Consider the following 26409-nt stretch of genomic DNA (forward strand, 5'->3'; position numbering starts at 1 on the left):
TTTTTTAATCTTTTAATCTAGCAACAAATAAATATGGGATCCAGACCAGTGCAATAAATATCATTGAGGCACCGAGTATGCCCGTCGTAATTTCCTCTGCCATCGTGCCATATTTCTCCGCAACTAAGCTATTAATAAGACATATAATAAAACTTTCTATCCAAAACCTTGTCATAAGGGATTTACGCAAGTGATCCCTTTGAAAGTGAAAGTATAAGTAGGCGGTAATGACCAGTAACCCCAGACCAGGTAGGACGCCGTCTTGTGAAATAGAGCCGATTTCCCCCAAATAAATGAGTAGGTAACTTCCTAATATGAGGATAGGGTAAACACGTGCTGCTGACCGGAGCCAAACCCTGAAGTGGATTTTTTTGGTCTCTTGTTCTTTACGCATCTTTTCCTCATAGTCTTCTTCAGAATCGTATTCTTCTGGTGAAACCGTACCCTCTATTTGAAGAAGCCATTCTTTGTTCAATGAATCCGATTGCGTAAACCAGTCACCTTCGAAGGTAAAGGACATCATTTTTTCTTGATTTACAATCGTTTTAAACCTTTCTTCTTCCTCCATTTCATAAAGGTTTTGACTGGTAAAGAAGAACGGAATTTGATTGTTTCTTAATGCTTGCAGCCATGTGTTAACAGCGGTATCCATGTAAAATGGCACAATCAAAATTTGCTGCTTGCCGTTTTTTTCATAGACAATATATAGTACTGGGGCAATAACCATACGTGGTACTTGCTCTGCCATCTTCGACTTTGTATAGGCATGATTGTCTCTAATTAGATATAAGCTTGCCACTACATACTGAACCTGATTAAAGTTAACTGTCCCCTGGCTGTCTGTTTTTGTACTTTCGTCCCATGTGTGATATGTAATTCGGTTATTCTCAAGAACAAAGGAAGAAAGATGCCGGTTGCGCCACACCATCTTCTTTAACGTGCGCAGAATGGCTACAAACATCCAAATGCCAAGTGGCATGAGGAGGAGAAATAATAAAATCCACATCTTTTGATAAACTGCAAATAATACAGGCGCACCAATTATAAATGCAACACCGAGCAGGAGGCCAATTGTGCAAAATAAAAAGGACATTGCCCACCAAAAGGGTTCCATTTGTTTCATTTTGTGTTCATGTATGGATGTGTCCTGATACATGTATGCTTCACTCCATCTAATTTTAAACTATATAGCTAGATAACTAGTGAATTTCTGCTACAATAATTATAGCAAAAAAGAGATAGTAGTGGGGGATATGATGGAATTCTATCCAGAAATGTTTATATCAAAATGGCATTTAGTTGTAGTTTTTCTTGCAGGTATTGTATGGATTGGATTAGTTATTGGAGGATATGGTAAAAAGACAGTCATTACTTCAACCTTAAAATGGCTAGTAGCTTTTTATATCATCGTTACTGTACCAGTTGCACTTTCGGTGATGGATGCTAAGCATATTGAAGAAGAGATGATTACAGGACTTGATGAGACATACGCGTCGAATAAAGGAAGTGTATTACAAGATCATCTAGCGGCATATGTTAGTTCCTTTGAAGATGAGGATGGCGATTTTGAAATTGTTATTTACGCAGGAAATTACCATGCTGCGCAGGAATTCGTGGGGGATGTGCATATCGTCATAGCTGCTGAGGATGGCTCGATTTTACGGGAAGAAACGTACGAAGAGGTTTCATTAGAACCAGGTGAAAAAATTGAATTAGATAGCTACTATACAACAGACGACGCACCAGATACATTTCAGTATTGGTTTGAGTAGCAGGTTTGGCCTGGGCCAGGAAAAGGGTATGATACTAAAAAAAGCAACTAGGAGGATTAACAATGCCCTGGACCATGAATGATTATCCATCTTCCATGAAAAACCTGCCAGATGTAACAAAGAAAAAGGCAATAGACATTGCTAATTCTATGCTCGATGAAGGGTATGCAGAAGGTAGAGCCATCCCGATAGCAATTGAACAAGCAAAAGAATGGCGTGAGAACGCTAGTAAAAAAGAGGTAGAAGATTTTAAAGACAGTGGTCAGCCAACGAAACGTTCTGAAGAAGGCAAGCGATATGAAGATAATCCCGAGCGTCTGGAAGAGGGAGAACATGTCGTAGCACATGAGGATGGCTGGGCAGTTAAATCAAGTAAGGCAAAGAAACCAAGTGATGTATTTAATAATAAAGAAGATGCGATAAAGCGCGGGCGTGAAATCGCTCAAAATAAAGGAACATTTCTAACCATCTATAAGCAAGATGGTGAAGTCCAAGAAAAACAAGATTATTCAAATCAATCGTAATCACTTCCCTTTGGAAGTGATTATTTTTTCTCTCCTTACCAAATACTATGAGAAATGGCTATAAGGAGGAGTATCGTGGACAAGAATGAAGGACAACAAGAGCATCACCAATTTATCCCTATGACTTCTATTACAAGTGGTGGTGGGATTCAAGTAAAAGAAGACGTATATTATTATACGGACCAAATTGTTAACATCGGTTTCATTGGTCATCCAGACAGTGATGAGTGGGTGTTAGTGGATGCTGGCTTACCAAGGTCCGCACCAGAAATAAAATCTGTTGTCGTCCACCGGTTTGGACGAAATAGTAAACCGGCAGCGATTATATTGACACATGCTCATTTCGATCATGTAGGTGGCTTACATGATCTTATACAGGAATGGGACGTGCCTGTTTATGCACATGAACAAGAGCTTCCTTACCTCCAAGGCAAAAAGGATTATCCAGAGCCTGATAAAACGGTTGAAGGAGGAATACTCGCCAAAATGTCTTTTCTGTACCCCCATGAAGCAATCAATTTAGGAGACGCAGTTCAACCCTTGCCAGAAGACCATCAAGTTCCATTTTTAGATGATTGGAAATGGGTTCATACCCCTGGTCATTCCCCTGGCCATGTTTCCTTTTTTCGAGAAAAGGATTCCTTGTTATTATCAGGAGATGCCGTTATAACGGTAAGACAGGATTCCTTTTATAAAGTTCTTTTGCAGCAGGCGGAAGTAAATGGACCGCCAAGATACTTAACGACAGATTGGCAAGCTGCATGGGATTCAGCTCGGAGATTGGCAGACTTAAAGCCAAGCGTCATGATTTCCAGCCACGGCTCTGTCATGGAGGGGGATAAGCTTACGAAAGGGTTGGAAAGACTTGTTCAAGACTTTGAGAAATTGGCTGTGCCAGACTATGGAAAGTACGTTGAAAAGGGAAAATTGCATTAAGTTAAAACCCTGCCGCAGATTTTAGAAGTCTATGTGCCACAAGAAAAAGGATTTTACTGACAAAACCATATTTCTCCACGAAATGCTTTGTGTTACCCTAATTATATGTTGCTTATACACCGAATAAAATTTCCTTGGTAAAGCAGTAAAGCGCTTCCTGTGAAATAAGCACAATACTTCATATGGGTTAAGGAGCTATGCTACAATATTCAAAGAAGTGAGGTGTTTAAATGCAAATAGAAGTATGGTCAGATTTTGTATGTCCATTTTGTTATATTGGAAAACGCAGGCTTGAAAAAGCGCTGGAGGCATTTCCTCATAAAGAAAATATAAACGTTATATATAAGAGCTTTGAGCTTGATCCAAATGCAGAGATAAACCCAGAGAAAAGCATTCATGAATTGCTTGCTGGAAAATATAATATGACAGTCGAGAGAGCAATGCGAATGCATGAAGATATGGGAAAACAGGCAAAACAAGTAGGATTAACTTATAACTTTGATGAGATGAAGCACACGAATTCGTTTGACGCACATCGAGTGGCGAAATATGCAACGGAAAAGGGAAAGGGCAAAGAAATGACAGAACGGCTGTTATATGCTTATTTTACCGAATCTAAACTCATTAGCGACCACGCTACACTAATAGAGCTGGCTTCTGAAATGGGACTTGATGAAGATGAGGTTACTGCCTTGCTGAAAGTAGATGATTATGCACTTCATGTTCGGGCAGACGAAGAGCGTGCTCGTCAAATTGGTGTAGAAGGGGTACCATTTTTTGTCTTTAATGAAAAATATGCTGTTACAGGCGCGCAACCAGTTGAGGCTTTCACAGAAGTGCTGGAAACAGTTTGGAAAGAAGAACAGGAAAAGCCTGCTTTAAAAACGTTAAATCCTAAACAGTCTAAAACAACGTACTGTACGGATGAGGGCTGTGTGACAGAAGAATAGTGCGATGTGCCGGCCTATGGAACGTATCCGTAGGCTTTTTTGTTCCATAATTTGAAGCTGAGCGACCTTTGTGCATTTAATGGCTACAGTAAATGTGGCAGAATGTAGGAAACGTAGCACTTATTTGTTATCGAAATGTTACGTTCGCCAAAAACCTTGTTAAGACGGCCTTTGTCAATGATAGATCGTATGATGGCACTTGAAATGAGGGAAAGAAGTATGTTTGAATGAAGGAACAATACAATGAAATGAGGGAACAATATGAAAAGATTAATTTTGTTAGGTTTCGCTCTAACTTTAGCTATAGTTTTGGCAGCTTGTAATGATGATTCAGCACAAGAGTCCGAGGAAAATACTCAAACAGAAGAAAATGCACAAGGTGAAAATGAACAAGCACAGCAGTCCGCAGAAATAACTGAAGAAGAGAAGGTTGATCCGGAAAAAACCGTCGCTAATGTAAATGGAACGGAAATAATGGGAGATAGCTACAATTCCATTTATAAAATGTTGAAGACACAAATGGCTGGAATGGGACAAGATGTTTCAGATACAGAATCTCTAAAAGAACAGACAGTAAATGTACTAGTGGAGCAGCAATTGATTCGTGATGAGGCAGAAAGCCTTGGACTAGAGGTTACGGATGAAGAGGTACAGTCTGAGTTTGACACACTTAAAGAGCAAAATGGTGAACAATTGACAGCAGTATTGGAGCAATTCCAACTTTCTGAAGAAGATTTCAAAAATCAGCTTGCAGATGACTTAATTACCAATAAATATGTGGAATCTGAGTTGAACGTTGAAGTGACAGATGAAGAGATCGAAGAATATTATAACCAGTTGAAGGAACAAGGTAGTGGTCAAGAAATTGGTAAACTTGAAGATCTGAAACCGCAAATTAAAGACCAACTAACGCAGCAAAAAACATCCACAGAGCTACAAAGTAAAGTGGCAGAGTTACGAGAAGAAGCAGAAGTAGAGACGTTAATTTAAGCAAGGAATGATTAGAGGAAAGGCCGAAAGATTAACCTTAGCCAGTTGGCTTGGAGTAAATCTTTCGGCTTTTTTATTATCTATTATACGCAGGATAGAATTTTATCCAGTGCATCGAAAAACTGTTGCATCTGTTTATCTGTACCAATCGTAATACGCACGTAATTCTCAATCCGAGGTTTGTTAAAATAACGAATGAGTATACCAGCTTCTTTTAGTTTTACGTAAAGCGTTTCAGCAGGAAATGAAGCATGTGTGGCGAATAAAAAGTTGGCCTGGGATGGAAGCACTGTAAAGCCGCGTTTCCTCATTTCAGAAAAGCTCCATTCCCTCGTTGCTATAATTTTTGCCGTGATATTCACATAGTAATCAGATGCGTTGATTGCTTCCACTGCACCAGCAATTGCAAGGCGATCCAATGTATAGGAATTAAATGAATCCTTTATTCGTGTCAGGCCGGAAATTAATTCTGCGTTTCCTAATGCGTAGCCGACACGAAGCCCTGCAAGCGATCTTGATTTGGACATCGTTTGGATGATTAATACATTCTCATAGTCATGAATAAGGGAGACAGCAGAACCGCTGGCAAAATCGATGTATGCTTCATCAATAATCACGACCTGATCCGGGTTTTGGTTCGCAATGTTTTTAATCGCCTCCAGCTCTAAATAAACGCTTGTAGGTGCATTCGGGTTAGGAAAAATAACCCCGCCATCCGATTGGAAAAAGGCCTCTGCTGGGATTGTAAAATCATCTCTTAGCGGAATAGACTCAAACGGAATGTTAAATAGTCTTGCATAGACTGGGTAAAAGCTATACGAAATATCTGGGAAACGTATAGCTTTACCCTGATCGAAAAAGGCCATGAAGGAAAAGGCAAGCACCTCATCTGACCCATTGCCGACAAATACATTTTCTTTTGTTAGTTCGTTAGCGTCTGCAATCCTCTCTCGCAGTTGATCAACAGTAGGGGAAGGGTAAAGGTTTAGTTGGTTCGCTGCTTCGGTTTCAATCGCCTCAACCACTGCTGGAGAGGGAGAGTAAGGATTTTCATTTGTATTCAGTTTAATAATGCCTGGTTGATTTAATTGTTCTCCCGGAACATATGGCTCACAGCGTTGAGCTGCTTGGCTCCAAAATCTACTCATCTTGCTTCACAGCCTTTTTAATATGCCGCTCATATAATTCCGCTTTGATATCTGATACAGATACATCAAGAAGCTCCATTAATACTAACGTATGGTATGTGAGGTCAGCTATTTCCCAGGTAACCTCCTGCTTATCTGTGTTTTTTGCCCCGATAATTACTTCACTTGCTTCTTCACCGATTTTCTTAAGGATCTTGTCAATTCCTTCACGAAATAGATAGCTCGTATAAGTGCCTTCGACAGGGTTATTTCTTCGTTCCTTAATTCTGCTGGTCAAAATAGGGATGATGTCACTTGGTACCTGTCCAGCTTCGTATAAGGTCTGGTAGAAACAGGATTCCGCTCCAGTATGACATGCTGGGCCGACTGGCTTTACTTGTACAAGTAAAGCATCTGCATCGCAATCATAGGTGATTTTCTTAACCTTTTGCTTGTTTCCAGATGTTTCACCTTTGTTCCAGAGTGTCTGGCGTTTTCTACTGAAAAACCAGGTTTCACCGGTTTGCATGGTTTTCAACAGGGCTGTTTCATTCATATAAGCTAGTGTTAATACCTTTGCATTTTCAGCATCCTGCACGATGGCGGGAATTAAACCTTTTTCATCAAAGGTTAATTGTTCTATCTCTACATCCACGTTTATTCACTCCTCACGATAATTTCATTTTTCATTAAGTACTGTTTTAAAGCGGGAATTGGAATTTCATTATAATGAAAGACGGAGGCTGCAAGCGCAGCATCAGCATACCCTTCTTGAAGCACATCCGAGAAATGATGTAGTTGTCCGGCACCACCGCTTGCAACAATTGGGATATTGACGGCCTGTGCAAGCTGCTTGATTAATGTTAGCTGGTAGCCGTTTTTCTCTCCATCTGTATCAATTGCATTGATAACAATTTCTCCAGCCCCTAATGCTTCGCCGCGTTTGGCCCATTCAATTGCGTCTAAGCCCGTATTGTGGCGTCCGCCTTTGGTATATACCATCCATCTGTTATCCTCTGTTCGTTTTGCATCAATAGAAAGGACGACACATTGGGAGCCAAACTTCCAAGCTGCATCTTGAATAAGCTGTGGGTTGGCAACTGCTGAACTATTGACTGAAACTTTATCGGCTCCTGAGCGAAGAATTTTGTGAATGTCTTCAACTGTTCGCAGTCCACCTCCAACCGTGAAGGGAATGGCAATTTCAGCAGCGACTTTTTCTACTATGTCTGCTAAAATATCTCGTTCTTCGTTAGAGGCAGTAATATCATAAAATACTAGCTCATCAGCTCCAGCCTCATTATATCTCTTGGCAAGCTCGACCGGATCAGCTACATCCTGTATGTTTTGAAACTTTTTACCTTTTACAACTCGTCCTTTATCTACGTCTAAACATGGAATAATGCGTTTAGCGAGCATTTGACTCACCCTTTACGATGTCTTCGAGAGACAGTGTTCCATCGTATAATGCCTTCCCGATGATCGCACCATATAACTGAAGGCTTCTAAGCTTTTGGATGTCTTCCTTTGTGGTAACACCGCCTGAGGCAATAACGTTTAAGTGTGTTGCCTTATTTATCGCCTCAAGTTCTTCTAAGTTTGGCCCTTGCAGCATCCCATCTTTTAAAATGTCTGTGTAAACAATTGTTTGAACACCAACTGTTTCTAACTCTTTTACTAGATCAATCGCTTTAATAGAGCTTGTTTCTGTCCAACCGTTTGTAGCAACAAAACCGCCTCTAGCATCAAGTGATACGGCAATGCGCTCACTGTATAGACGTACCGCTTCTTGAAGGAAAGGGCGGTCTGCAATCGCTGCTGTGCCGATGATCACTCTATCTACACCGGCTTGGACATATTTCTCAATTGCTTCCAGAGAACGGATTCCTCCTCCCACCTGAATAGGTACCCGAGTAACAGAAGCAATTTCTTCAATGACGGGCTGGTTTAAGGATTTACCTGATTTAGCACCATCTAAGTCAACGATATGGATAAATTCCGCTCCCTGCTCTTCCCATTTACGTGCAATATCCACTGGGGAATCACTATATACTTTTTGTTGTGCATAGTCTCCTTGTGTAAGGCGTACACATTGTCCATCTTTAATATCAATCGCTGGAAATAAAATCATTTGATCAACTCCCCTACATTTTTAAGTAACTGTAACCCTATTTCACCACTTTTTTCAGGGTGGAACTGCATTCCAATTATATTCTTCTCTTGTACGATTGCTGGAATTGTTCCTCCGTAATTCGTACTCCCAACTAAGGTTTCTTCGTTGAAATCCTCAACGGCATAAGAGTGGACGAAGTAGACAAACGATTCAGGTTTAATGCCTGTCAGAAGCGGATTGTTTCCATGATTGCTTAACGTATTCCAGCCTATGTGAGGTACTTTTACATCTCCGCGTATGCGCGCAACGTTGCCTTCAAGAAGTCCAAGCCCTTCCCATTGTCCATCTTCAAAGCTAGTTTCATAGAATAATTGCATTCCAAGGCAGATTCCGAGCAATGGTTTTCCATTTGCTGCCTCTTGCTTTATCACGCTTTCCAGTTCTAAGTTTCTTAAAGCCTCCATTGCATCCTTGAAAGCACCTACACCTGGAAGAATGACAGCTTTGCTTTTTTTTACCTCGGTAGGATCCACGGTGACAAAAGAGGGGAGCCCTACTGTATCTAAGGCAAATTGCAGGCTTTTTATATTTCCTGCCCCGTAGTCAATAATGGCGATCATTGCTTTTCGCTCCTTCTTTATAGCGTTTTTTATAAGGTTCCTTTTGTGGAAGGAATTCCTTTTATCCGGCTGTTTTGTTGGCTTGCTGTGTCAAGTGCGCGGCCAACTCCTTTGAATATTGATTCAATCATGTGGTGGGTGTTATGGCCATACAAAAGATTAATGTGGAGATTTATCTTTGCATTGCTGGCAAAAGCTTGGAAGAACTCCTCTACTAACTCTGTGTCAAAATTGCCAACTTTATCCTTTAAGCCTTCTACACGATAGACGAGGTAAGGTCTGCCACTTATATCAATAGAAACGGTAGATAATGCTTCATCCATAGGAGTAGAAACAGTAGCATAGCGTGTAATACCTTCTTTATTACCCAAAGCCATTCGGAAGGCCTCCCCTAAGGCGATACCAATATCCTCTACCGTATGGTGCTGATCCACTTCCAAATCACCGTCACAAACAATTTTCAGATCGAATAATCCATGCTTGCTAAGTAACGTTAGCATATGATCCAAAAAGCCTACTCCAGTCTGAATAGCGGAAGAGCCTTCTCCGTCTATTAACAGGTCCAGGCTAATATCTGTTTCGGAAGTTTTTCGAGTAACATCTTGTCTACGCATTTTTCTCATCCCTTCTTTGGTAAATGGCATTTGCATGAGCCGTTAATCCCTCTGTTTTGGCTAAGGAAATAATGGAGTCTGATGCTTCTTGTAATGCTTCTTTTGAGTATTGAATAATACTTGATTTTTTTATAAAGTCATAAACGCCAAGCGGGGAAGAGAAGGTTGCTGTTCCGCTTGTTGGTAACGTATGATTTGGGCCCGCGAAATAATCGCCAAGCGGCTCTGGTGAAAACTTTCCTAAGAAAATTGCTCCGGCATTTTTGATTAACGGTAATTTGTCAGAAGCATTCTCCATCATGACTTCTAAATGTTCCGGCGCGATTTTGTTGACGATATCAAAGGTTTCTTGTTCATCATGTGTAATAATAATATTCCCGTAATCTTGCAATGCCTTGCTCATAATCTCATTTCTCTCAAGGCTATCAAGCTGTCTGTAGAGTTCTGTTTTTACGTTTTCAGCTAATGCTTGGCTGCTTGTGACTAAAAAGGTTCGTGCCTGTTCGTCATGCTCTGCCTGGGATAGTAAATCCGCGGCTACATATGCAGGTGGGGCTGTATCATCTGCTGCTACGCATATTTCACTGGGTCCAGCAATCATATCAATGGCTACATCACCGAATACCCATTTTTTAGCACGTGCGACATAAGTATTACCAGGACCGACAATTTTATCGACCTTCTCCACGGTTTCTGTCCCGTAAGCCAGTGCTGCAACGGCCTGTGCTCCACCGACTTTGTATATCGTGTTGATGCCTACTTCTCTGGCAGCCACAAGCACATAAGGATTTACCTTTCCATCTTTTTGCGGCGGGGTGACAATGGCTATTTCTCCTACTTGCGCTAGCTTTGCTGGAATGACGTTCATCAGTACGGAGGAAGGGTAGGCGGCTTTCCCGCCAGGAATATACACACCTACGCGAGCCATCGGTGTCACCATTTGACCAAGGGTTATGCCCGAATCTTTATGAAAGAACCATGATTTTTCTAGTTGCATGCGATGAAATTCCTCTATGTTATCCTTTGCTTCCCTTATGGAAGAAATAAAGCTTTCATCGACTAATTCCTTTGCCTCTGAAAATTCTTCGGCTGTTACTTTAAGCTGGGAAAGTTTAACCCCATCAAATGCTTCCGTGTAATCAAATAATGCCTTGTCTCCTAATTGCCTTACTTGTTGAATAATGTCCAATACTTTCTCATCAAGAAGGCGGTTGTTTTGATCAAAAGCTTGTGAGTAACTATCTTGTTTTAAAAACGTTTCGGCGGATAAAATTTTCATGGTTTCCCTTCCAATCCTGCTTCAAGTCTTTTAATGAATGGTTGTATAAGCTGTGACTTTGTCGCAAAGCTTGCTTTATTTACAATTAAGCGGGTGCTGATTTTTTCTACATCCTCTAAAACGGATAGGCCATTTTCCTTTAAAGTGTTACCTGTCTCAACAATATCCACAATGACATCCGACAAGCCAATTAAAGGAGCGAGCTCCACAGAGCCATTTAATTTAACAGTCTCAATGGTTATTCCTTTGTTGCGGAAGTGCTGTTCTGTGATGTTCGGATATTTTGAGGCCACAATAAGCCGTTGTTGGGCAAAGGGGTAAATTTCCGGCTTACCTGCAACGACGAATTTGCATTGGCCAATCTTCAAGTCAAGCAATTCATAAACATCTGCACCTGACTCAAGAATATTGTCCTTGCCAGCGATGCCAATGTCGGCCGCACCTTTCTCAACATATGTTGGCACATCTACTGCTTTGACAAAGATTAGCTTTATTGAGGTATCCTCACTATAGAATACAAGCTTGCGCGAATCCTCATGAAAGTCCTCAAAATGAATGCCGATCTTTTGTAATAAATCAATTGTACTTTCTGCTGTTCTCCCCTTGGCAAGTGCCAGTGTAATGCTTTCCATCTTATGCTCCTCCCACTTGGTTAAGGATCTGAAGAAGTTCTTGGTTGGTTGTAAATGTTTTAGTGGTCGTACCGTCAACTACGGTATTTTTATTATCATTAAAGGTTAATTGGATGTCAGGAGAGCTATTTTCAACATCTGTGCTTTCAAGATAAAGACGGACGATATACCCTTCCTCGCGTAAAAGCTGGGCTGTGCGAAATGCTTCCCGTTGTTTGCTTTTCTCATAGATAATAAGAAGAGTTGGCTCATTTGTAGCTTCTGTTAGCTGCCCGGGGTGGAAAAGCGCCTCCTGTAAGACATCTACTTCAAATGCAAACCCAATAGCTGGCAGGTCGACACCATAATGGTCGCCTAGTTGATTGTAGCGTCCGCCCATTAGGAGAGGGCGTCCCACTTGTTCGACAAAACCTTGAAAAATGACATCCGAGTAATAATTCATGTTATTAATAAGTCCGAGATTTAAGACAATATGCTCTCCAACCTCGTAATCTTCTAATAAATCCACAATTTCAGCTAGGTTAGTAAGATTTTTACGCATTTCCTCGTCTAAAAGATTACTAGGGATTTGTTGCATGACTTCCTTTGGTGCACCATAAAGCATTGGGATCGCTTGGATGGCTCCACGAAGGTCCTCAGCTAAGGATAACCTTTGTAGGAAAGGCACCATTTCCACGAGATTTTTAGATTGAATGTAGGTCTGTAGCTGCTCAACCTCTGGGGTTGTCAAACCTGCTGGAGCGATCAAAGATTTAAAAAAGCCAGCATGGCCAATCTCTATTTTAAAATTAGTAAACCCTAGGTCCTTCAAATTGTGAATAGCAAGGTGGATAATCTCTGCGTCTGTTTCTGGTCGATTATTCCCTAGACATTCAATCCCGGCCTGCGTGCTTTCTTTTGTACCGGCACTGGCAGTGCTTCGAAATATGTCCTGGATATAAAAATAACGCAGTTCGTTTTGCGCCGCTCCGCTCTCAGCAGCCATTCTAGTTATAGGGAGGGTTACATCAGGCCGTAATACAAGCACCTTCCCAGAAGAATCGATCACTTTTACCATATCGTCTTTATTTACCGTTCCAGTAAGGTTTGTATAAAGGTCATAGGATTCAAAGGTAGATGTTCTAATTTGTTTATAACCGTATGTTAAGAAGCGATGTTTTAACTTCATAATTAAAGACTCTCTACGTTTAAATTCCTGCACGGTAAACTCCGCTTTCGCTGTACCAACTTGGTAGGGCATATGAATACTCCTTTTCCGTTAAATCGAAATATTTTATATCCTTTATTACTTTATCGCTTTATCTAAGTAAAGTTATATAGTATTGTAAATAGTGTAGTGTGAAAAGTCAACCAAAAGGAGAAGATTTTAAATGTTTGATTATCATATGCATAGTGATTTTTCGGCAGATTGTTCCACGCCAATGGAAGAAACCATTGAATCAGCAATTGATAAAGGAGTAAGGGGAATTTGTTTTACAGAGCATGTGGATTTCGATTATCCTGACCCATCCATTTCCTTTGAATTAGATGTCGAAAACTATGAAAAAAAGCTCCAGCAAATGAAAAAGCATTATGGGGAAAAGATAAGCATTAAAAAGGGAGTGGAAATTGGAGTGGAGCCATATCTACTCCCGAGGTATCAAGCGTTTTTGAGCGAGAATAAATTTGATTTTATAATTTGTTCCATGCATACTGCTGAGCGGAAGGATCTCCACTCGGGGAATTTTTTCGAGGGTAAAACGGTTGAAGAAGCATACCGAATCTATTATGAAGAGTTGCTCTATTGCGTAAAACATTTTAAGGACTATGATATCCTAGGTCATATTGATTTAGTTAAGAGATATACGCAAGAAAAAAGTAAAAATGATTTTCACGATTTATTACAGCAAATCTTTAATCAAATTATTCCAGACGGAAAAGGCATTGAATTGAACACTTCCGGGTTCCGTTATGGACTTAACAGTGGAATGCCAAGCACAGATATTCTAAAACTATATAAAGCATGTGGCGGAGAAATAATTACACTTGGATCGGATTCCCATATAGCATCCACAGTAGCCTACCGATTTAAGGAGTCTTTAGAGTTGCTCCGTGACATTGGTTTTACCTATATTACTACTTTTTCGGAGCGTAAACCTTCTTTTCACCTAATATCAGAGCTTCTATAGAGATAAATGGAATAGAAAATAAAAATCTTGTCGTCTGCAGAACAGAAGTGAGTTGAAAAATGGTATACTAACTATACATCTGAGAAAAATGAGGGATCGTCTTTGAAAGAAAAAACGATTGCAAGACTAATCGTAGGCTTTTTAGTCTTGTCGGGAATGTTCTCAGTGAGTTACTTATCCGATCAAAATAAGCCAGATATAAATGCAACCAAGCCAACCGTTTTTTTGCATGGCTATAAGGGGACATATAATTCGTTTGGTTTTATGCTGGACCGATTTGAGAATAAATATAATTGGGGAAGCAAAGCGCTCATATACAATGTCTCTGCTAATGGAGAAATCGTGGCACGTCATTTAGGGCAAGGAAACTCAAAACCGGAGTTTATCCAAGTCATACTGGAAGATAACCGGGCGGGCTTTACCAAGAGTGCTGCTTGGCTTGCATCTGTTCTAAAACATTTGAAGCGGTACTATGATGTTAATACAATTAATTTAGTGGGTCATTCAATGGGTGGGATTGTATCATTTGAATTCCTCAAACAATATACTGATAAGGGATTGTATCCTGAAGTTGATAAGTTTGTAGCGATCGGCAGCCCTTTTGACGGCATATATAGCGAAGAGTATTTTCAATTTAATTATGGGCCTGCAGCAACAGATCTTATGCCAAATTCTTTTGCGTTAGATATGTTGCATGAACGCTCGTTTCCGGATAGCGTGAGTGTCTTAAATATCGGTAGTACAGGGGATAGTGTCGCTGTACCTGAGAGTGTCGGTGCATTGCGCCAAATGATCCCTGCCAACCAATTCGAAGAGGTAATCATTGATGATAAAAACCTTGGCCATAGTGCATTGCATGAAAACCAGCGTGTAGACCGGCTTATTTATTCTTTTCTATGGAAAGATAACTCTTAATAACTTAAAATGGAATCGGTGCTACGGCATGCGGAATAACTTCAAAGGAATGAGACAGATGAATCATCATCCCATATATGAAAAATTAATAAACATTACAAGCAAACAGAATGTAATGGTAGATGAATTGTTAAGTAACCATACTTATACTCGACTTGGCGGAAAAGCAGACATTCTCGTCACACCAGAGACATATGAAGAAGTACAGGCTATCATAAAGCTGGCAAACAGCGAAAAGGTAGCTTTTACATTGCTAGGAAATGGGTCTAACCTCATTGTAAAAGATGGTGGAATTCGCGGCATTGTTATGAACTTAAAAGGGTTGGCTTCCATTCGGACAGCTGAAAATTCGATTGTGGCAGAAAGTGGAGCGAGGATTATTGACGTTTCTAGAAATGCCCTGGACAATCGGTTAAGTGGGCTGGAATTTGCCTGTGGCATACCAGGTTCAGTAGGTGGGGCATTGTTTATGAATGCTGGCGCTTATGGTGGGGAAATAAAAGATGTACTGGTTAGCGCGAAAGTGGTAGACAAGGAAGGAAACTTGCTGACACTTTCTACAGAAGAATTGGAAATGGATTACCGTACAAGTAATATACCAGAAAAAGGGTATATTGTACTGGAAGCGACCTTTGCACTTCAACCTGGTGAGTATGAGCAAATAAAGGCTGTAATGGATGATTTGACGTATAAACGGGAATCGAAGCAGCCATTGGAATATCCTTCCTGTGGCAGTGTTTTCAAGCGTCCGCCGGGCTATTTTGCAGGCAAACTTATCCAAGACAGTGACTTGCAAGGAAAGCAAATAGGCGGAGCCCAAGTATCATTAAAACATGCAGGGTTTATTGTCAATAAGGATGGAGCCTCAGCAAGCGAATATATAGCCTTAATCCAACATGTACAAAAAACCGTGAATGAAAAATTTGGCGTCAAACTGGAGAGAGAAGTTAAGATTATTGGAGAAGATAAATAAGTAGTTAGGTAAAAGTAAATCCGCACCATGCTCAAATTCAAAGCATGGCGCGGATTTTTGTATAGCTTTATATTCTATTTTCATAAAAAGATAGGAGAAACTGCAAAGCCTCCTAGATTATGCTCTAAAGCGCTTGAGAAAGCTTTGAAGGCGTTCATTACGTGAATGCTCAATAACTTCGCTTGCTGTGCCTTGTTCTGCGATTACCCCTTCATCGAGGAATAAAACCTTATCCGCTACATCGAGAGCAAAGTCCATTTCATGGGTAACGAGAATCATAGCCATTTCTCCCTCTTTCGCAATATCACGGATAACTTCGAGTACTTCTCCAACAAGCTCAGGATCTAACGCAGAAGTTACCTCATCAAATAACATGACCTTTGGACGCATGACTAAAGCGCGGGCCATGGCAACACGTTGTTTTTGTCCACCAGAGAGCTGATTTGGATAATTATCAAGTTTGTCTCCAAGCCCTACTTTTTCTAGCATCTCGATTGAATGCTTTTTAGCAGTTTCTTTATTTTCCTTTTTCACTTGAATAGGTGCAGTCATACAATTTTCTAAAATGGTCATATGTGGAAAGAGATTAAAATGTTGAAAGACCATGCCGATATCTCCACGAATGGAACGTAAATGCTTCTCATTAGCATCCACTAGTTTACCGTTTTTATCCATTTTCCAAAGATTATTACCATCTACAATAATATCACCAGAGGTTGGCTTTTCTAGTGTCATTAACATACGGATAATGGTCGTTTTTCCAGATCCACTTGGACCGATAATGGCTACCTTTTCCGCTGGTTTAATATCAAGGTTAATCCCTTTTAATACTTCCACTTCCCCAAAGGATTTGTGTATATCCTTAAAGGTTACAATTGGTTCTGTCATTACGTTGTCGCTCCTTTGCTACTATTTAATGCTTCCTTTTTATCAAATCGACGATTCATTCTTCTTTCTAACACATTTATTAGAATAGCAGAAGGGTAGCTTAATAGTAAGAATAAAATCGCAACGATGGTTAAAGGTTCTAAATATGCCCAGTACTGTGCTCCATAACTATTTGCCATATGCAGGATACCAACTACACCGATCGTAGAGGCGAGGGGCACTTCTTTAAACATAATGATTAAATAGTTTCCAAGCATCGGTATAGTTGGAGGGATAGCCTGTGGCAAAATAACCTTCAACCATTTTTGCCGGGTACTGAAATTTAAGGCACGGGATGCTTCCCACTGTCCTTTCTCGACTCCTTCAATTCCGGAGCGGTACACTTCACCAATATAGGTGCTGAAATGAAGGCCTAGCCCAAGAACTGCACTGGTAAAAGGTGACAGGGTCATTCCGATCCCTGGGACCATTGGCCATGCATAGAAGATAAAGAATAATTGGACCAGTGGAGGGGTGGAACGAATAAACTCCATTATCCATGTAACAAACCAATTTAATGGCTTAAATGGAATTCTTCGTAGGAAGGTCCAGACAAAGCCGAATAGCAATGCAAATAAGTAGCAGGCAAATGTGAGACCGACTGTAATTCCTAAACCTTCCAATACAACAGGAAGGGCATCAAAAAATATTTCCCAGCTCCAATTTTCCATTAGCTCGCCACCCCTTTCTTGGAAATTACTTCTGCTTTACGAGTTAGCCATATAATAGGTAATGCCAGGATAAAGTAGAAGACCAATAGAAGTAAGTATACGGTTGGTGCCTGTGATAAGTCATTACTTCGAAGAATATTACCATAGTATAAAATATCGTTCATACCAATTAAATAAACTAAGGATGTTGCTTTTAACATTTGAATTAAATAATTGCCAAACTCAGGAAGCATCATGCGTACGGCCTGAGGCAAAATAATCAGCCTCATACGCTGGAATTTAGACATGTTTAGTGCTGTAGCTGCTTCTGTTTGCCCCTTGGCTACCGAAAGAATCGAGCCTCTGACGATCTCTGACATATATGCACCATAATTCAGTGCGATGGCAACTACCCCAACAAGCCAGTTGCTACCAAGCTGAATGTCAAACAACATAGGAACGGCATAGTAGAGCCAGAACAATTGAACGATTAATGATGTGCCACGAAATACTTCGATATAGAACCCGGTAGCTTTGCGAATAAAGATATTAGAGGAAAGACGACAAAGTCCTGCGATAAAGGCCATTAAATAACCTAAAATGGCAGAGGCGATAAGCACCGTTATCGTAATATTAATACCGCGCATAAGATAGGGGAAAATTTCTGTAAATATACTAATTGGGATCACTCCTTTTGTTTACATAAAAACATAGGGCCCATCCCCCTTGGGCGGGAGGAAGACCCTATGGAGTTTCGTCTTCTAGAAGTTTTCAGTGTAATTGGCGTCTTCTTTTATATAAGCCTAATTGTTAATAGTTCTCCCCACTGCAAACAGATTCGGTTGTAACTTCACCTGCTTCAACCATGTTGGCCTCTGGATCGAATCCGTTTGCTTCAAGCAATTCTGCTACCGTGCCGTCTTCTTTCAACTCTTTTAATTTCTCATTGTAGGCGTCTCTAAGCTCTGTATTATCCTGAGAAAATGCCGCAGCACCGTAGCTTGGTACGCCTTCAATATCAGGTTGTTCGAAACTATCTACAAACTCAAGGTCCTCTCCTGCTGTTTCAACTGCCATACGAAGTGTCATTTCTGTAGCCGTCGTTACATCAGCTCTATCTGACTGAATTGCTGAGAAGGTAGCTGGAATATCATCTGCCGTTGTAATCTGGTCATCACTAACTCCTACGCTTTCCAGATAACCAACTTCCGTTGCGCCGGACATAACAGAAACGCGAATATCCGGGTTGTCAGCGATATCCTGATAGCTTTGAATGTTTAGCGGGTTTCCGGCCTGGACGACAATCCCCTCACCATATACCATTTCTGGTTCACCGAATGCCGCCTGTTCACAGCGATCCGGTGTAATCGCCATACCAGCTGTTACCACATCAAACTGATCTGCTTGCAAACCAGGAATAAGGGATCCGAAATTAGCAAGCTGTGATTCCATGTTATCGATCCCTAGTTCAGAAAAGACAGCGGCCGCAATGTCTACTGCAGCCCCTTTCAGTTCGCCATCTTCTTCGTAGGCGTATGGTTCTTCATTGGCAAAGCCAATTGTTACAGTACCTGATTCCTGTAATTCTGCTAGTTTTCCTTCACCACTGTCACCGCCAGAAGCTTCTTCTTCTGAGCCACAAGCAACCATAATGGTTAATAATAAACCTAATAGACTAGTAAGTATGATTTTCTTCATCTTTCTAATTTGACCTCCTCGTTTATTATCCATTCTCATGCTTTTTGCCTAGATCGAATTTAGTAGTAGGCAGACGCTTAAAGCACTTATATAACAATGGTATAGGTAATAGGTTCATCCCTCAAACGTTATATTTTTTGATTATTTATAATTAACTGGCGTATTCTGTGAAGTATCCCGTTAGATTGGAAAATGCAAAAACATACTGGCATATTGTCCAATATACTGTTATTTACGCAGAATTAGTTAATAATACAGAATATTTTTTATTAAATAAGAAAGTATAAAAATTTGCTGTATAATGTTCTTAGACAGCAACAGCCACGTCCAGCTCCAGCGCCCAGAGACTAGCGTGACTTCCCTCACCTCCGTACGATAAAGAAGACTTGCCGACTGGTGTAACAAGAGGCTTAGTCGCACTTATACCTTTGCGGTGAAAGTCAACATCAGCTCCGGTGGGGAAGGAAGGTTCGACTAAAATTTGCCTTGCCGGCCAACGTCGACATACCCCTGATGCAGGGGCATGTAACATTATCTCCTGCGTAAGAATGCCCCATTAAAACCGCCACTTTGCGTGGCATCATGGAGCCACCTGGCATGGCCAGGCGCAAAAGGTTTTCGGTAGGGCGAGTAATCGCAGTCCCAGTCCGTACGTGGGCCCGGAGGATCCGGGTCATGCCGACGTGGCCCCAGGACGGGGCGTTCTTAGTCGGCCTTCCCTAAAACGGGCGCCCTGCGCTTTTGTTCAATTGTTGTTGTAGACAATGTATACAAGAACAAGGTACGATGTAGAAAACGGTATCAAATAAAAGGTAGAGGGGGAGGCACATGAATGTTGTAGTGGTAGGGGCCGGCGCATTAGGAGGTTATTTTGGAGCGCGTTTACAAGAAATTGGGGCAAATGTTACCTTTTTAGTTAGGGAACGAAGGGCCGTTGAATTAGACGAACATGGATTGAAGATATATAGTAAACACGGTGACTATTCCATCGAACAGCCAAATGTAGCAACAGATCCAAAGAGTATTCCCCATGCAGACCTTGTATTAGTGGGGGTGAAGGGCTATCATTTAGAGGGTGTTTTGCAGCCGCTAAAGGTACTTGTTGCAAATGGAGCTTATGTTTTACCAATTTTAAATGGGATAGAACATATTGAAGTTTTACAGCGACACTTAGGTAGGAAAGCTGTGCTTGGTGGATTATCCTTTATTATAGCCACACTAAATAACAAGGGGCATGTTGTGCATACGAGTGATTTTCATGATCTTATTTTTGGTCCGTTACACCCAGTACAAAGAGGTATATGTAAAAAACTAGAGTCTTTTGTTGGAGAAGCAAACTTTTCTGTAAGTAATAGCGAAAGCATTTTGACAGAACTATGGAAGAAATATATGTTTATTAATGCTTTTTCTGGTATTACAACCGCAACGAATTTATCGATAGGGGAAGTAAGAGCCTATCCTGAAACGTTTCAGCTTGCAAAAGAAGTCCTGCAAGAAATGAAGTATTTAGCAAATGCTAATGGGGCAAATCTAAGTGATGACGATGTAAAAGAGGCAGAAAAGAAATTACATGCCCTTCATGCTGAAGCTACTTCTTCGATGCATCAAGATCGAAGAAAAGGGCTACGTCTCGAATTGGACCATTTACATGGCGGTGCAATTCGCTTGGCTGAGAGGGCAGGGATAGACCTGTCGTATACAAAAGCAGTCTATGGTATGATAAAACCATTTGAAAAGGCTTAAAGGAGGGAGCCATTTGTCTACATACACCATTGTCATTATTATTATGATCATCGTTGTGGCTCTTGTTTTACTACTGTCACTGCTTACGATATCAAAGGGGTATGCTTACAAACATAAGGTTGACCCATTACCAGATGAGGAAGAAAACAAGAAGCAAGAAGATAATGAAGAAGAGGAGAAAAAATAATGAAATTTTCTACAATAGGTACAAGTTGGATAACAGAATCCTTTATAGCGGCTGCGAAGCAATCAGGCGCTGCAGAACTACACAGTGTTTACTCAAGAAGGGATGAAAATGCCAAGGCATTTGCCGAAAAGAATGGGGCATCAAAGTGGTTTTCTAATCTAGACGAAATGCTTCAGGATGATGGAGTCGATTTTATCTATGTTGCTTCCCCAAATATTCTGCATTATGAACATATGATGGCATGTATAGAAAATAAAAAGCACGTATTTTGTGAAAAACCAATGGTCTTAAATGAAACACAGTGGAACAACGCACGTGAGGCTGCCATAGCGAATGGAGTATATATATTTGAAGGATTTCGTCATCTGTATTCTCCTAACTATTTGCGTTTGAAAGAGAGTTTAAGCCATGTTGGACAGGTTCGGAGTGTAATGCTGCAATATGTCCAATATTCATCCAAGTATGATGCATATAAAGACGGGAAAGCTCCTAACGTATTTTCCAAAGAGTTTGCAGGAGGCGCCCTAATGGATTTAGGGGTATATCCATTAAGCATGGCAATCGATTTATTTGGTGAACCTGAGGATATTAACTATTTCCCTGTGCTACTGGAGAATGGTACAGATGGAAGTGGTACCCTTGTTTTAAATTATCAGTCATTTATAGTAACCATTCTGTGTTCCAAGGTAGCTCAGGGGACAATCCCATCTGAGATCCATGGCGAAGATGGTGCCTTAAGAATGGATCATATAGCCCCAATTGATGCGTTATCTTTTTATGATAGGAAGGCAAAGGAAACAAAGGAATTAGCTGAAAAGCAAGAGCCATTAGATATGATCTACGAGCTAGAGGCTTTCGTCAAAATGGTCAAGGAACAAAACGAGCAAACATATAGCAATGCCTTAGAACGTAGCAGACACGTTGCTAAATGGACAGCGAAAGCTAGGAAACAGCATCATATTGAATTTCCAGGAGAGTAAAGATTAGGATAGAAAAGCAAAACGCCGAAAGATATAAATTCTTCGGCGTTTTGTTCGTATATACGAGATCAAGCTAGAATCTGTCTCTAGCAACATTGTGTTTTACAATTTTTTTAATCCCTTTTTGTATCAAGAGGCTCTAGTTTTGCTTCTATTTGTTCGCGGTCCTGTTCAAAGTATGGTGGTAATGCAAGTGATTCACCTAGATGTTCTGGGTCTTCATCTGTTGTAAAGCCAGGACCGTCTGTTGCCAGTTCAAACAGGATTCCATTTGGCTCCCTGAAATAGAGGGACTTAAAGTAATAACGCTCTACAAGTCCGGAGTTAGGTAATCTAGCGCCTTGTAAACGATCTTTCCAATACTTTAGTTCATCCTCATTGTCTACCCGAAAAGCCACATGATGAACACTTCCCCGACCTGGCCTTTCTCTTGGAAGATCGGTTCTTGTTTCTAAATGGACCTCAGCACCTGTCCCGCCTTCACCGGTAGAAAATACAATTACGTCCGGTTGCCCTTGAATCTGTGAAGGATAACGATCAACTTCTTTAAAGGAAAGCACCTCTGTTAATACTTTTACGGTAGGAGCTGGATCATTTACGGTTAACTGACTTGGTCCAAGTCCAACGATCGCATACTCCACAGGCACTGGTCCTTTTTTCCACGGAGTGCCAGCCTCTACCCCTTTATTTGTTTCATCTGATACTAGCTTAAGTCGCTGTCCCTCTGGATCACGTAACGAAATGATGTTTCGGTTGTTCTCTGTGACGATATCTTCATGTTCGACCTGATGTTCGGTGAGGCGCTGTTTCCAATATTGTAATGCCTCGTCATTTTTTACCCGTAAGGAAGTTGTGGAGATGCTGCTGACACCAGGATAGGTTCGACCGGCACGCGGTATTTCAAAGAACGTTAAATCAGTACCAGGATTGCCCACCACGTCTGCGTAAAATAAATGGTACACAGATGTATCATCCTGGTTTACGGTTTTTTTAACTAAACGCATGCCAAGCACTCCTGTATAAAAGGAATAGTTAGCTTTAGCGTTTGCTGTTAGGGCCGAAACGTGATGAATGCCTTTTAATTCCATGGGATTTCCTCCTTGTAGTTATAATAGTTATTCGGAATTTATTTTGAATTCAAGATAAATTTATTATAAACAGGTACGTGCTAGTTGTCTACTTCTTCGCCTTCTTGTTCGGTCTTTGGCCGGAGTCCATTCTGTAGCTCGCGAATCGAGAGTCCAAAGGTCATTTGAAGATGTGGGTAGTCTTTAAAATTCTCCCAATCCCCGCCCCATTCAAACCCTAAATCCTTTGCTATATTTGCCACTTCAAACCAATCACGCTCACCGTTATTGTTCCCATCATAGGCAATATCCCAAATAATATCTCCATCCTGATCGGAAAGTGCGTAATCAATGGCCAGACCGTAATTATGGTAAGATTCCCCACCTTCCGCATGCGTTACAATATTCCCCTCAGTTGTTCGGCCTTGTTCGTATAATGCTTCTTGTTCTTCAAACGTCCGAAGGGTATCTGTAATGACCACTTCTATATTTATTTTCTCAGCTTCTTCAATAACCTTGTCTATTTGCTCCTCTACCAGTGGGTGGAGCTCTGATGGTATGGAAGCATCCTTGCCTTGATGCTCATATTTTTTGTTTTGTTGGTTATATAATGTAAAAAGCAATACAAGAAACAGAATAATAATAATCCATGTACTAAAAATGCTGGTTGTATTTCGCATGTTGTTTTTCTCCTCAAATTATTTATCCCGCCTTAACTGGCAATAAGCCCCCACTTCAAGAAAAAGGGAATCATCAATCATTCTAAGTGGGGGATCAACTGCCAGTAGAGGTCTGATTCGTTCAATTATCAATTGGTGGGGAGTGAGCGGCCCGCCAACTGAAGTTTCTCTTTATCTATTACTTCTTTTATTCTAACAAATGAAGCTGGTAATATGCTGAGATATAACGGTTTAATGAGCAAATTTAATGTTCCTTTCTTAATATTATTTACGTTATAATAAGTCGTAATAAAGGAGGAAGCAGATGTTTATCATCATCGTCAGTTTAATCGGGTATATTTTTGGCTGTATCCATGGTTCCCAAGTGGTTAGTAAAATCAAAAAAGTTGATATAAAAAACAGTGGGGTCAAAAATGCAGGAGCTTCCAATACAACAATTCTACTTGGTTGGAAATATGGTATTCTCGTAGCGTTAATTGATATTTTTAAAGCAACAGTGGCTATTTTACTCGCGTTGTTTATCTTAAAAGAAAACGGTATTAACGGGGATACACAAACACTACTTATTTATATAACCGCACTCTTTGTTATTCTTGGACATAATTATCCGTTTACGATGAATTTCAGTGGGGGAAAGGGCACAGCTAGTCTTGTAGGTGTTCTACTAGCAATTGATTGGAAAATAGCGGTCATTGGAATTGCTATATTACTAATCTTTACGATTGCGACAGACTATCTTGTTGTTGGTGTATTGTTTATGTATCTATCCTTTCTTGTTACCACATACTTGTTCTTTGGAATAGAACCAACCTTGATTGTCGTGTTCTTATCAGCTTTAAGTATTATGAAACATCTGGAGAACTATAAACGTATATGGAAGAAAGAAGAAACAAAGCTTTCAAGTATGTTTCGAAAAAAGTAATCATTGGAGGAAACCATGCTAGATATTATTATTTGGGTTGTCATTGCGGTATTGTTTATACTAAGCTTTGTAGGCATTATTTTTCCCATCGTGCCCTCTGTGCTTGTGATTTGGGGAGGATTCTTGCTTTATCATTTTGTGTTAAATAACGAAGCATTAAATATTGCCTTTTGGATCGTAATGGTTATTTTAACCGTGGTACTCATTGCTGCCGATATTATTGCAAATAGTTACTTTGTGAAAAAATATGGTGGCAGCAAATGGGGAGAACGAGGAGCTGCGGTGGCTGTCATTATTGGTTCGTTTATTATTCCACCATTCGGCATCATCATTATTCCGTTTCTTGTTGTTTTTGTTATTGAAATGGTACAAAAAAGAACGTCGCAAGAGGCTTTTCGTGCCTCGCTTGGCTCGTTGATTGGTTTTCTTGGAGGAGCAGTAGCAAAGGTTGTACTGCAGCTCGTGATGATCGTATGGTTCTTAATTGTAGTGATTTTCTAAAGAGATAAGGTATATAGAAAGGGATTTTTTTCATGACATTACCAGCTAGAGTGATGACAATTGCTGGATCTGCTGCAGGAGGCAGTGCAGGGATCCAAGCGGATTTAAAAACATTTCAGGAGTTGGATGTCTATGGCATGAGTGTGTTGACAGCAATTGTGTCCAGGCACCCTAAAACAGATAAAAATGTCCACCTGCAAACCATAGAGGCTATTGAAGCGCAATTCGCTACAGCTATAAAGCAAGTAGGCGTAGATGGTATAAAAATAGGTATGCTTTTTTCGGAAGAGATTATTAAGACAGTTGCAGGCCTATTGGAAGATACTAGTTACAAATATTTAGTGGTAGATCCTGTAATGGTTGGAAAAATGAATTCGAAGCTTTTAGAAGATGAAGCAATTCGTACATTGATGGAGCAATTAGTTCCAATGGCGACCATTATTACACCGAACGTACCGGAGGCGTCCTTGCTTTTAAATGGGCGGGATATCGATTCTGTCCAAGACTTAAAGCAGGCAGCTATTGATCTCTATGCACTTGGTTGCCAAAATGTGCTTGTAAAGGGTGGCCGACTGGATGGTCCAGCCGTTGATATCCTTTTTGATGGGGAGGAGCTTACAGTATTGGAAGCACCCCGAATTGACACGGTTAATACAAGCGGAGCAGGATGTACGTATTCTGCAGCGATTACGGCTTTTTTAACAAAGGGATATTCCGTAGTGGAAGCGGTCAAACAGGCAAAAGGATTTGTTACAACAGCAATAAAACACGGATTTTCCTATACAGATATTGTGGGTCCAACCTACCATGCCGCGGAAAGAAAGTATGGAAAAGCTCAAGATATTAAGATCTACCATATGAATAAGGGGGATGTATAATGAGTAAACGCGCTTTAATCAATGTAGACTATACGTATGATTTTGTGGCAGATAATGGGAGACTGACATGTGGAGAACCTGGTCAGGCGATTGAGGAAAAAGTAGTTAGCTTAACAGAGGAGTTTATTACGTCAGGCGATTTTGTTGTGTTAGCAGTCGATGGGCATGTTGAGGGAGAAGTGTTACATCCTGAAGCCAAACTATTTCCACCTCATAACATTATTGGGACACCAGGTAGGGAGCTTTATGGAAGGCTTGCGGATTTGTATGAGCAGCAACAGGATCAAGAAAATGTGTATTATATGGATAAGACCCGTTATAGTGCCTTTGCAGGGACAGATCTTGATTTAAAGCTGCGTGAGCGAGGTATTCAGGAACTGCATATTATTGGTGTGTGTACAGATATTTGTGTGTTACATACAGCTGTAGATGCCTATAATAAAGGTTTTAAAATAATAATCCACGCAAATGCCGTTGCTAGCTTTAACCAAGCTGGTCATGAATGGGCCTTGGGGCATTTTGAAAACACCCTTGGAGCAACGGTTATTTAACCAGTTTTTTTC

The 26409-nt window shown here is 40.6% G+C and carries 31 protein-coding genes; 15 read left to right on the forward strand and 16 right to left on the reverse strand.

Features of this window, described 5'->3' with window-relative positions; genetic code table 11:
* Nucleotides 1-4 precede the first annotated feature (4 nt).
* A complete protein-coding gene (locus LG273_RS02515) occupies nt 5-1156 on the reverse strand; it encodes a hypothetical protein (protein ID WP_404457426.1) in 1152 nt (383 codons plus the stop codon).
* 100 nt (nt 1157-1256) lie between these two features.
* On the opposite strand from LG273_RS02515, the gene LG273_RS02520 reads away from it, so the two are divergent.
* From LG273_RS02520 to LG273_RS02540, 5 genes are all read left to right on the forward strand, one after another.
* Nucleotides 1257-1772, forward strand: a complete 516-nt coding sequence (locus tag LG273_RS02520) for a hypothetical protein (protein WP_379559898.1) — start codon at nt 1257-1259, stop codon at nt 1770-1772.
* 62 nt (nt 1773-1834) lie between these two features.
* On the forward strand, nt 1835-2296 hold the full coding sequence (locus tag LG273_RS02525) for a DUF2188 domain-containing protein (protein WP_379559897.1): 462 nt from the start codon (nt 1835-1837) through the stop codon (nt 2294-2296).
* Nucleotides 2297-2371: 75 nt separating this feature from the next.
* On the forward strand, nt 2372-3232 hold the full coding sequence (locus LG273_RS02530) for an MBL fold metallo-hydrolase (protein ID WP_404457429.1): 861 nt from the start codon (nt 2372-2374) through the stop codon (nt 3230-3232).
* A gap of 230 nt (nt 3233-3462) precedes the next feature.
* Nucleotides 3463-4182, forward strand: coding sequence for a DsbA family protein (locus LG273_RS02535; RefSeq protein WP_404457431.1), 720 nt, complete (start codon nt 3463-3465; stop codon nt 4180-4182).
* 261 nt (nt 4183-4443) lie between these two features.
* Entirely contained in the window at nt 4444-5172 is a 729-nt protein-coding gene (locus tag LG273_RS02540; RefSeq protein ID WP_404457433.1) for a SurA N-terminal domain-containing protein, read from the forward strand.
* Nucleotides 5173-5255: 83 nt separating this feature from the next.
* Here the strand turns inward: LG273_RS02540 and hisC are convergent, their stop codons facing one another.
* The 9 genes from hisC to hisZ are packed head-to-tail and all read right to left on the reverse strand — an operon-like array spanning nt 5256 to nt 12797.
* Nucleotides 5256-6320 carry a histidinol-phosphate transaminase gene (gene hisC / locus LG273_RS02545; RefSeq protein WP_404457435.1) on the reverse strand — a complete coding sequence of 355 codons (1065 nt, stop codon included), beginning with the start codon at nt 6318-6320 and terminating at the stop codon, nt 5256-5258.
* Nucleotides 6313-6960, reverse strand: a complete 648-nt coding sequence (hisIE, locus tag LG273_RS02550) for a bifunctional phosphoribosyl-AMP cyclohydrolase/phosphoribosyl-ATP diphosphatase HisIE (RefSeq protein ID WP_404459461.1) — start codon at nt 6958-6960, stop codon at nt 6313-6315. The genes hisC and hisIE overlap by 8 nt, the downstream gene beginning before the upstream one ends.
* Nucleotides 6957-7718 carry an imidazole glycerol phosphate synthase subunit HisF gene (hisF, locus tag LG273_RS02555; RefSeq protein ID WP_379559891.1) on the reverse strand — a complete coding sequence of 254 codons (762 nt, stop codon included), beginning with the start codon at nt 7716-7718 and terminating at the stop codon, nt 6957-6959. Before hisF ends, hisIE begins: the two co-directional genes overlap by 4 nt.
* Entirely contained in the window at nt 7708-8430 is a 723-nt protein-coding gene (gene hisA / locus LG273_RS02560; protein WP_404457437.1) for a 1-(5-phosphoribosyl)-5-[(5-phosphoribosylamino)methylideneamino]imidazole-4-carboxamide isomerase, read from the reverse strand. The genes hisF and hisA overlap by 11 nt, the downstream gene beginning before the upstream one ends.
* A complete protein-coding gene (hisH, locus tag LG273_RS02565) occupies nt 8427-9032 on the reverse strand; it encodes an imidazole glycerol phosphate synthase subunit HisH (protein WP_404457439.1) in 606 nt (201 codons plus the stop codon). Before hisH ends, hisA begins: the two co-directional genes overlap by 4 nt.
* Nucleotides 9033-9061: 29 nt before the next feature.
* Nucleotides 9062-9646 carry an imidazoleglycerol-phosphate dehydratase HisB gene (gene hisB, locus LG273_RS02570; protein ID WP_404457441.1) on the reverse strand — a complete coding sequence of 195 codons (585 nt, stop codon included), beginning with the start codon at nt 9644-9646 and terminating at the stop codon, nt 9062-9064.
* Nucleotides 9639-10925 carry a histidinol dehydrogenase gene (gene hisD, locus LG273_RS02575; RefSeq protein ID WP_404457443.1) on the reverse strand — a complete coding sequence of 429 codons (1287 nt, stop codon included), beginning with the start codon at nt 10923-10925 and terminating at the stop codon, nt 9639-9641. The genes hisB and hisD overlap by 8 nt, the downstream gene beginning before the upstream one ends.
* Complete coding sequence (hisG, locus tag LG273_RS02580; RefSeq protein WP_379559884.1) at nt 10922-11557, reverse strand: ATP phosphoribosyltransferase; 636 nt, start codon at nt 11555-11557, stop codon at nt 10922-10924. The genes hisD and hisG overlap by 4 nt, the downstream gene beginning before the upstream one ends.
* Before the next feature lies 1 nt (nt 11558).
* Nucleotides 11559-12797 carry an ATP phosphoribosyltransferase regulatory subunit gene (hisZ, locus tag LG273_RS02585; RefSeq protein ID WP_404457445.1) on the reverse strand — a complete coding sequence of 413 codons (1239 nt, stop codon included), beginning with the start codon at nt 12795-12797 and terminating at the stop codon, nt 11559-11561.
* A gap of 130 nt (nt 12798-12927) precedes the next feature.
* On the opposite strand from hisZ, the gene LG273_RS02590 reads away from it, so the two are divergent.
* The 3 genes from LG273_RS02590 (at nt 12928) to murB (ending at nt 15613) form a co-directional block, all read left to right on the forward strand.
* The gene (locus LG273_RS02590) at nt 12928-13725 is read left to right on the forward strand and encodes a histidinol-phosphatase HisJ family protein (RefSeq protein WP_379559880.1); all 798 of its coding nucleotides are present in this window, start codon (nt 12928-12930) and stop codon (nt 13723-13725) included.
* A gap of 102 nt (nt 13726-13827) precedes the next feature.
* On the forward strand, nt 13828-14640 hold the full coding sequence (locus tag LG273_RS02595; RefSeq protein ID WP_404457448.1) for an alpha/beta fold hydrolase: 813 nt from the start codon (nt 13828-13830) through the stop codon (nt 14638-14640).
* A 58-nt stretch (nt 14641-14698) separates the two neighbouring features.
* Nucleotides 14699-15613 (forward strand): UDP-N-acetylmuramate dehydrogenase, encoded by a 915-nt coding sequence (gene murB / locus LG273_RS02600; RefSeq protein WP_379559877.1) that lies wholly within the window; start codon nt 14699-14701, stop codon nt 15611-15613.
* A gap of 117 nt (nt 15614-15730) precedes the next feature.
* Here the strand turns inward: murB and ehuA are convergent, their stop codons facing one another.
* The 4 genes from ehuA to ehuB form a co-directional block, all read right to left on the reverse strand.
* The gene (gene ehuA / locus LG273_RS02605) at nt 15731-16501 is read right to left on the reverse strand and encodes an ectoine/hydroxyectoine ABC transporter ATP-binding protein EhuA (RefSeq protein ID WP_379559876.1); all 771 of its coding nucleotides are present in this window, start codon (nt 16499-16501) and stop codon (nt 15731-15733) included.
* Nucleotides 16501-17211, reverse strand: a complete 711-nt coding sequence (gene ehuD / locus LG273_RS02610; RefSeq protein WP_404457450.1) for an ectoine/hydroxyectoine ABC transporter permease subunit EhuD — start codon at nt 17209-17211, stop codon at nt 16501-16503. The genes ehuA and ehuD overlap by 1 nt, the downstream gene beginning before the upstream one ends.
* On the reverse strand, nt 17211-17837 hold the full coding sequence (locus LG273_RS02615; RefSeq protein WP_379559873.1) for an amino acid ABC transporter permease: 627 nt from the start codon (nt 17835-17837) through the stop codon (nt 17211-17213). The genes ehuD and LG273_RS02615 overlap by 1 nt, the downstream gene beginning before the upstream one ends.
* A 163-nt stretch (nt 17838-18000) precedes the next feature.
* Nucleotides 18001-18888, reverse strand: coding sequence for an ectoine/hydroxyectoine ABC transporter substrate-binding protein EhuB (gene ehuB, locus LG273_RS02620; RefSeq protein WP_379559872.1), 888 nt, complete (start codon nt 18886-18888; stop codon nt 18001-18003).
* An 828-nt stretch (nt 18889-19716) separates the two neighbouring features.
* Between ehuB and LG273_RS02625 the strand changes: the two genes are divergently transcribed.
* The 3 genes from LG273_RS02625 to LG273_RS02635 are packed head-to-tail and all read left to right on the forward strand — an operon-like array spanning nt 19717 to nt 21798.
* Nucleotides 19717-20631, forward strand: a complete 915-nt coding sequence (locus LG273_RS02625; protein WP_379559871.1) for a ketopantoate reductase family protein — start codon at nt 19717-19719, stop codon at nt 20629-20631.
* 13 nt (nt 20632-20644) lie between these two features.
* Nucleotides 20645-20818, forward strand: coding sequence for a YtzI protein (gene ytzI / locus LG273_RS02630; RefSeq protein WP_379559870.1), 174 nt, complete (start codon nt 20645-20647; stop codon nt 20816-20818).
* Entirely contained in the window at nt 20818-21798 is a 981-nt protein-coding gene (locus tag LG273_RS02635) for a Gfo/Idh/MocA family protein (RefSeq protein WP_379559869.1), read from the forward strand. Before ytzI ends, LG273_RS02635 begins: the two co-directional genes overlap by 1 nt.
* A gap of 113 nt (nt 21799-21911) precedes the next feature.
* On the opposite strand, the gene LG273_RS02640 is transcribed toward LG273_RS02635, so the two are convergent.
* Together LG273_RS02640 and LG273_RS02645 are read right to left on the reverse strand one after the other, a co-directional pair.
* Entirely contained in the window at nt 21912-22886 is a 975-nt protein-coding gene (locus LG273_RS02640; RefSeq protein WP_379559868.1) for a ring-cleaving dioxygenase, read from the reverse strand.
* 80 nt (nt 22887-22966) lie between these two features.
* Nucleotides 22967-23545, reverse strand: coding sequence for a M15 family metallopeptidase (locus LG273_RS02645; protein ID WP_379559867.1), 579 nt, complete (start codon nt 23543-23545; stop codon nt 22967-22969).
* Nucleotides 23546-23849: 304 nt separating this feature from the next.
* Here LG273_RS02645 and LG273_RS02650 point away from each other — a divergent pair, with 304 nt between their 5' ends.
* From LG273_RS02650 to LG273_RS02665, 4 genes are read left to right on the forward strand one after another with little or no spacing between them, the layout of a single operon-like run.
* The gene (locus LG273_RS02650; protein ID WP_404457453.1) at nt 23850-24467 is read left to right on the forward strand and encodes a glycerol-3-phosphate acyltransferase; all 618 of its coding nucleotides are present in this window, start codon (nt 23850-23852) and stop codon (nt 24465-24467) included.
* 15 nt (nt 24468-24482) lie between these two features.
* Nucleotides 24483-24968 (forward strand): DUF456 domain-containing protein, encoded by a 486-nt coding sequence (locus tag LG273_RS02655; RefSeq protein ID WP_404457455.1) that lies wholly within the window; start codon nt 24483-24485, stop codon nt 24966-24968.
* 32 nt (nt 24969-25000) lie between these two features.
* Nucleotides 25001-25846, forward strand: coding sequence for a bifunctional hydroxymethylpyrimidine kinase/phosphomethylpyrimidine kinase (gene thiD, locus LG273_RS02660; RefSeq protein WP_379559864.1), 846 nt, complete (start codon nt 25001-25003; stop codon nt 25844-25846).
* Complete coding sequence (locus LG273_RS02665; protein ID WP_404457457.1) at nt 25846-26397, forward strand: cysteine hydrolase family protein; 552 nt, start codon at nt 25846-25848, stop codon at nt 26395-26397. Before thiD ends, LG273_RS02665 begins: the two co-directional genes overlap by 1 nt.
* Nucleotides 26398-26409 lie beyond the last annotated feature (12 nt).

The organism is Oceanobacillus kapialis (genome assembly GCF_044790185.1).
GTDB classification, from domain to species: domain Bacteria; phylum Bacillota; class Bacilli; order Bacillales; family Amphibacillaceae; genus Oceanobacillus_B; species Oceanobacillus_B kapialis.